Below are 6222 nucleotides of genomic sequence, written 5' to 3' on the forward strand. Positions count from 1 at the left end.
GATGCCCGCCTCGAGCGCGGGTTCGGCGAACTCGCGGTGCCGGAACACGGGCGTGGCCACGTAGATGCCGTCGATGTCGCCGCGCTCGAGCAGCTGCGGGAACTCGTCGTAGTCGTACACCGCGACGCCGTCGGCGGTGGCCCGGCCGTGAGCGTCCGGGTCATCGTCGGGCCCGGCACCGGCGCCTTCCTGCTTTGCGACGGCCCGCGCCTTGGCCTCCGAGCTGGTAACCACGGCGGCGACTTCCGCATCGGGGAGGCTGCGCAGCCCCGGGATGAAGGCCTGCTGCGAGATCTGGCCGACGCCGACGACCGCGAAGCGGAAGGGTGCCGCCTGGGAGTCGGACGAGGCGTTGAGCCGGGAATCGGACGTGGATGAGGTCTGGTTAATGTCAGTCATCAACGCCGACGGTACGCGCGGTCCGGTGGTGCCGCCAGGGTATGCGGCGCCATCCGGGCGTCCGTCGGCGTCCTGTGCGACGCCGTCATCCGTTGCCGTTTCGTGGGGTCAGCCGATGCCGCGGTCCATCGTCCAGACCAGTACCTCGGCATCGTTGACGGCGGTCGCGGGCAGTTGAGCAGCCTGGTCTGAATCGGCCGAATCTGGTCCGTCGGCCGTGATGCGGGCGACGTCGCCGTCGTAAAGCGTCTCGTCCCCGAGCGACATCGAGCCGGAGGCGACGAAGAAGTGGGTGAACCGCGACAGCGGCACGTCGACGGTGCGGCCGGCGGGGAGGCGGCCGATGCGCAGCGTGGCGCCGGTGGTGCCGATGGTCAGCGGCGCGAGGCCCGGCGTGCCCGACGCGACCGGGACCAGCGTGCCGTCGGCGAGTGCGTCGTTGAGGTCGGCCTCGTCATGTGAGGGGGCGGCGCCGAGTTCGTCCGGCGGCAGCCAGGCCTGGATGACCCGCAGCTTCTTGCCGTCGAGGTAGCCGGAGGCGTTGAGTTCGGAGTGGCGGATGCCGCGGCCGGCGCTGACGCGCTGCGCCATGCCGGGGGAGAGGATCGACTCGGCACCGGCGGCGGAGCCCTCCATGCCGCCGTCGTCGCGGTGGCGCAGGCGGCCCTCCATCACCCACGTGACCAGCTCGACGTCGCGGTGCTGGTGCATGTCGAAGCCCTCGCCGGGCGCGACGACGTCGTCGTTGTGGACCATCAGCAGGCCGAAGGCGTTGCCCTCGAGGTCGAAGCTGCCCGTCGCCGGGAACGACTGGCGCGACAGCAACGCCGAATCGCGCCACGTCGAGCGGTCGGCGGCGCGGATGATGTGGATCTCGGTGGGGGCGACGGCACTGGATGGTGACATGTCAACTATCCTAGTGGTTCGGCCGCGGAAGTCCAGGGTGGATTGCCCTGGCCGCGCGAACGCTACTTCTTCCGGCCGACGAGGTAGTACGCGCCGGGGCCGAAGGAGTTGATGAAGCTCAGCGCGAACCACAGCCACTTCGGGCCGCGCACCTTGTCGGCCGGGCGGCCGGCAAGGTCGCGCCACACGCCGACCTTCGCCGCCAGCTCGGCGACGACCGCCGAGATGATGCCGATCTTCGCCGGCAGGCTGAACTCCTTCCATTCGGAGAGCTTGCCGGACAGGGACTTCTTGACGTCGATCTTCTTGGCCATGCCACGACTTTACGTTGTGAGATTCGCCCCCATCCGGGCTTCCCACGGAGATCCTTCGGTATTGGCTGGGATATAACCGATGGTCGGGTCACTTAATCAGCGGCCCGTGTCATCTCACGAGAAACCGCCGAGGCCCACGCATGAGCAACCATTCTTTCGCCGTCATCGACCTGGAGACCACGGGCTTCTCCAACGCGGACCGGATCATCGAGGTGGGGGTCGTGTTGGCGGATGCGGCGGGTCGCGTCGAAAAGCGATGGCGGACGCTGGTACAGCCCAACCGGGGCTTCGACAACGGCTTCGTGCACGGGATCACCGCGTCGGACCTCGTCGACGCGCCAAGGTTCGAGGACATTGCCCTGCGACTCGCGGACCTCCTGAACGGGCGGGTCGTCGTGGCGCACAATGCTTCCTTTGAAAAGCGGTTCCTCACCAACGAATTCGCCCGCGCGGGCCTGCACCTTCCCGCCGAGGGCGGATGGTTGCTGGACACGATGCGTTCGGCGAAGGGGATCTTGCCGGGACCGTCGTACAAGCTGGCGGCGTGCCTGGAGAACATCGACGTGGAGAATGCGGCCGCGCATACCGCGCTCGCCGATGCCGACGCCACCGCATGCCTGCTGGCGTACCTTTTGCCGTGGATGACCGACGATCTCGCTTACGCCGAACCATTGAGCCTGGATGATTTCGATCTCGCGGTGCTGCCGCCGTCGACCGTGCCGCTCCTGGTCCGCGATGACGGATTGTTTGCGGATGAGGGCGACGGTGCCGGTGACGGCCACGAATCGGACGGCGGTAATGCGTCTCGCGCCGATGATTGGATGCGGCGCATCACCGATGCGGCCCCGGGTATCGGCGACGACGCCGCAGACCAGTACATGACGCTCCTCGCCGACGCGATGGTCGACCACCGGCTCGACGATGACGAGATCGCGCAGCTGCTGGACACCGCCCATCAGCTCGAGCTCTCGGACGACGACGTCGCGGAGCTCCACGAGCTTTACCTCCGCCAGGTGTCCGTCGAGGCATGGGCGGACGGAGTGGTCACCTCCGACGAACGTGAGCGGCTATTGACCATCGCCGACGAATTGTCGATCGGTCGGGCGCGCGCCGCCGTGTGGCTGGCGGAACCGTTGGGTTCCTGGACGACGGTTCGACGCGACACGGGTGAAGCGGGGGATGTCGACGAGGCCCGCAACGGTGGTGACGCGGACATCGCGCTCCAACCCGGCGACCGGGTGACGTTCACCGGCGCGATGGCGATTCCGCGTGAAGAGTGGTCGCGCCGGGCGACTGATGCAGGACTCGACGTGGGTGGGGTGTGCAAGCGCAGCCGCGTGGTCGTCGCGGCCGACGTTTCATCGATGTCGCGCAAGGCGAAGAAAGCCCGGGACCTCGGGGTTCCGGTGGTGGGCGAACGCGAGTTCGCGAAAATGCTCGCCGACATGCTCGATGAGGCGGGGACGGCGACGGCAGGAACTCCGTACGCCGCAGATGAGGCGCGAGCGACGACGGAGGACCACGGGGACCAGGTGGGGGAGACGGCTCCCGATTCGACCGTTCCCGTCGTCGACGTCCCCGGGGACACCATCGCCGACGTTGCGGTGCTGGACCTCGGGCAGATCTTCCCGTGGTTGGGCGACGTCCCCGAAACGCGGGCCGATGCTGCCGGTGTCGTGGAATCGTGGCTGACGTATCGCGCGGATGTCCCGTTGCATGCGATGTCCCCGGTGCTCGAACCCTCCACCCGTCCCGATGGCGTTGACATGACTTTGAAGACGACCGCGATGTGGTTCACGGAGTTCCCGGAACCGCTCGCCGCGTCGGCCGAGGATCTCCGCGAGTTGCGCCATGTCGGGCGGGTCAAGCTCCGCTCGTTCGTCTACGCGACGGTCCTGCAGGCCATCGATGATGCCGAAGCCCTCGACGGCGATGCCGGGACGGTTCCTGCCGATGCGGGTTCGGAGCTTTACGACGGCGCTGGGGCCGATGAAGAGGACGATTTCTATGGTGCAGCCCTCTCGCCGACGTTCGACATGTACTCGGAGTCGGCGTCCAGCACCGTCGGGGCACTTGACGCCGACGAAATCGTTGCCGGCTGGGTGGCGTTGATCGGCGGATGGCCGACGTCACGCGAACCGGACGTATTGGGCACTCCGCCGGGGCTCGTGCGGGACGCGTTGGACGAGGCGGTGGATCCGGTCGAACGCGTTTTCAACCGGGCATTGGCCGAGATCGACGAAGCAGTCGGCGTTGGGGACCCCCGCCGCGCGGCCATCGTCGAAGGGCGAGTCGCCCACAATCGGACGCTCGAGGAACTCGGAAGGGATTTCGGCGTCACACGGGAACGGGTTCGCCAGTTGGAGAAGAAAGTGCTCGGCGATCTTGCGTCGGCGGGCCCTGCCTGCGAGATGATCCATGCCGCCCTTGCCGTCCGCTTCGGGCCCTGTACCCCCGAAGCCAATCTCCTGGGGGTTTGGCCCGGACTCGAAGCAAAGCCGAGTACCGTCGAGGCCCGCCTTCTCGACGTGTTGCCCGCAACGGTGGCGGGAGCCGCGGCTGAATGGCGTGTCGAGGATGGTTGGTTCTTGTTGGGTGATGTCGACGCGGACATCGCTGCTGCGCTGGAATCATGCGCGGACGGCTACGGGATCGTCGACATCGATGTCGTAGCGAGCATGTCCGGTCTTGATCGGTCAGTTTTGGAGCAGCGTCTCCGGGATACGACGAATGTCGAGGTCCGAGGGGACAGAGTTTTCACCCGCATCGCCAGTATTCCCGAGCGTGCGGCGACCGAACTCTTTTTGGCCGAACGTCCATTGACCACGGAAGAACTTCATCGGGCTCTGGGGAATCGATCTCTTACGTCGATTTCCAACGCGCTGAGCGTCTCGGACCAGATCGTTCGATGTGGACGCGGTACTTGGGCATTGGCGGAATGGGGCGAAGAAGAATGGACTACGATCTTCGATTTGATCAATCGCCGCATCGATGAATCGGAAGACGGGTATGTCGCCCTCGAAGACCTGAACGCCGACGCCGATCGGTTTGGGGTGTCACATCGTTCGATCCTCGCGTACGCCTCGACTCCGGAATTCGTCATCGAAGACCGACGGGTGCGTCGCGCGGGGGCAGATGAAAAGCCCACGGTCCGCGCTACGCCGGAGGAAACCCGGGCGTTGTACCGCCGGGACGGGAAGTGGAGTCTGTTGGTCACCGTGACCCGTGACCATCTCCGTGGTTCCGGGTCCCAGATCCCGGTCGGGGTGGCGGTGCATTGTGGACTCGAATTCGGGGAGTCCATCCAGATGCCGAGTCGACTCGGTGACCAGAGGGTGTCGTGGGGGCGGTCGATGACCAACACCGGCACAATCTCCCGCTTCATGACGGACCTCGGTTGTTCCGAGGGGGACCGCGTCTGGCTGATCTTCGGCGATGAATTCGACGTCGTGCCGGCGACGCCCCGCCGGGAAGGTCTTACCGGGATAGCGGAACTGCTCAACGCCACTGGGCTGGACGACATCTGCGATGCCGATGCGGACATCGACGAGGTGCTCGGCGTAGTCAATGAAGCGATGGACCTGTCGGCCGATGCTGCTCGCCGAAAGACGGTGTCCCGTCTGCGCCATCGCCGGGATGAGGACCTCGCCGAACTGGTCAGGGGACTGTGAACCGGGTGCTGACGTCGTCGACGATGTCGGAGAACTCCTCGGCGTAGGCCAGGTGCTTGCGCAATTTGCGCAGTCGCTCCGCCGTTTCGTCGCGGACGGACTCGACGACCGCGGCGGCGTCGGCGTCGGCGGGGTCGTCGTGGAGCGCATCGACGGCGCGGGCGAACTCCCGCATCCGCTCCAGCGGGAAACCGAGGGGCTTCATGCGGCGGATGGTCAACAACCGCTCGACGTCGGCCTCGGTGTACAGGCGGAAACCGCCGGGGGAGTACGCCGACGGGCTGGCCAGGCCCATCTCGTCGTAGTGGCGGAGGCTGCGGATCGACAGGGAGGTGCGTTCGGCGACTTCGCCGATTTTCATCAGCGGCGCGCCGTCGTTCGTGTCGCTCATCGTTTCTCCTCCGGTGTCCGCCCCCGATGCTACCCAGCGCCCCGGGGCCTCCGGTTGCGGCGAATGGCCCGTCGATTGGTCGGGGGCGAACTCTACCGCTACGGTAGGTTCGATTCTCACGTTGGGGGAGGGTTTGCCGCGGCGGATCGTCCCCCGTTTTCCGGAAGGCCATCAATGACGAACAGCGCCGACGATGCCGCACGCCGCGACGTCGTAAAGCACGAAACCCCGCACGACGACGCGCGCCGCACGGACCGCCGGCCCGAGCCGGACGCGCCCGTGGGGGTCGTGGACTCGTTCAAGTTCGCGTTCTCCTCGCCCGTGCGGCTGCGCAAGGAGGTCTTCGGCGGGCTCGTCGTCGCGCTGGCGCTGATCCCGGAGGCGATCTCGTTTTCCATCGTCGCCGGAGTCGACCCGCGGCTGGGTCTGTTCGCGTCCTTCGCGGTTGCGGTGACCATCGCGTTCACCGGCGGTCGGCCGGCCATGATTTCCGGCGCGGCCGGTTCGATCGCGCTGGTCATCGTGCCGCTCGTGCGCGACC

Annotated in this window: 6 protein-coding genes; 2 read left to right on the forward strand and 4 right to left on the reverse strand. The window is 66.8% G+C overall.

Annotation, left to right across the window (positions count from 1 at the left end; translation table 11 throughout):
- The 3 genes from GX015_RS04505 to GX015_RS04515 form a co-directional block, all read right to left on the reverse strand.
- The coding region (locus GX015_RS04505; protein ID WP_291343113.1) for a Gfo/Idh/MocA family oxidoreductase at window positions 1-399 on the reverse strand (399 nt) is incomplete at its 3' end.
- A gap of 108 nt (window positions 400-507) precedes the next feature.
- The gene (locus GX015_RS04510) at window positions 508-1305 is read right to left on the reverse strand and encodes a pirin family protein (RefSeq protein ID WP_291343115.1); all 798 of its coding nucleotides are present in this window, start codon (window positions 1303-1305) and stop codon (window positions 508-510) included.
- Between the two features lie 62 nt (window positions 1306-1367).
- Window positions 1368-1619 carry a hypothetical protein gene (locus GX015_RS04515; RefSeq protein ID WP_291343117.1) on the reverse strand — a complete coding sequence of 84 codons (252 nt, stop codon included), beginning with the start codon at window positions 1617-1619 and terminating at the stop codon, window positions 1368-1370.
- 140 nt (window positions 1620-1759) lie between these two features.
- Here GX015_RS04515 and GX015_RS04520 point away from each other — a divergent pair, with 140 nt between their 5' ends.
- Window positions 1760-5290: an exonuclease domain-containing protein gene (locus GX015_RS04520; protein WP_291343119.1), complete on the forward strand. Its 3531-nt coding sequence runs from the start codon at window positions 1760-1762 to the stop codon at window positions 5288-5290.
- Here the strand turns inward: GX015_RS04520 and GX015_RS04525 are convergent.
- Window positions 5277-5681 (reverse strand): MerR family transcriptional regulator, encoded by a 405-nt coding sequence (locus tag GX015_RS04525; RefSeq protein WP_291343121.1) that lies wholly within the window; start codon window positions 5679-5681, stop codon window positions 5277-5279. The genes GX015_RS04520 and GX015_RS04525 overlap by 14 nt on opposite strands.
- Before the next feature lie 174 nt (window positions 5682-5855).
- Between GX015_RS04525 and GX015_RS04530 the strand changes: the two genes are divergently transcribed.
- The coding region (locus GX015_RS04530) for a SulP family inorganic anion transporter (RefSeq protein ID WP_291343122.1) at window positions 5856-6222 on the forward strand (367 nt) is incomplete at its 3' end.

The organism is Corynebacterium sp. (genome assembly GCF_012837295.1).
Lineage (GTDB): Bacteria > Actinomycetota > Actinomycetes > Mycobacteriales > Mycobacteriaceae > Corynebacterium.

Excerpts from the sequence above, each read along its gene's own strand:
- GX015_RS04520 (WP_291343119.1), top strand. The coding sequence starts at position 1,760 with ATGAGCAACCATTCTTTCGCCGTCATCGACCTGGAGACCACGGGCTTC.
- GX015_RS04525 (WP_291343121.1), bottom strand. The coding sequence starts at position 5,681 with ATGAGCGACACGAACGACGGCGCGCCGCTGATGAAAATCGGCGAAGTC.
- GX015_RS04510 (WP_291343115.1), bottom strand. The coding sequence starts at position 1,305 with ATGTCACCATCCAGTGCCGTCGCCCCCACCGAGATCCACATCATCCGC.
- GX015_RS04515 (WP_291343117.1), bottom strand. The coding sequence starts at position 1,619 with ATGGCCAAGAAGATCGACGTCAAGAAGTCCCTGTCCGGCAAGCTCTCC.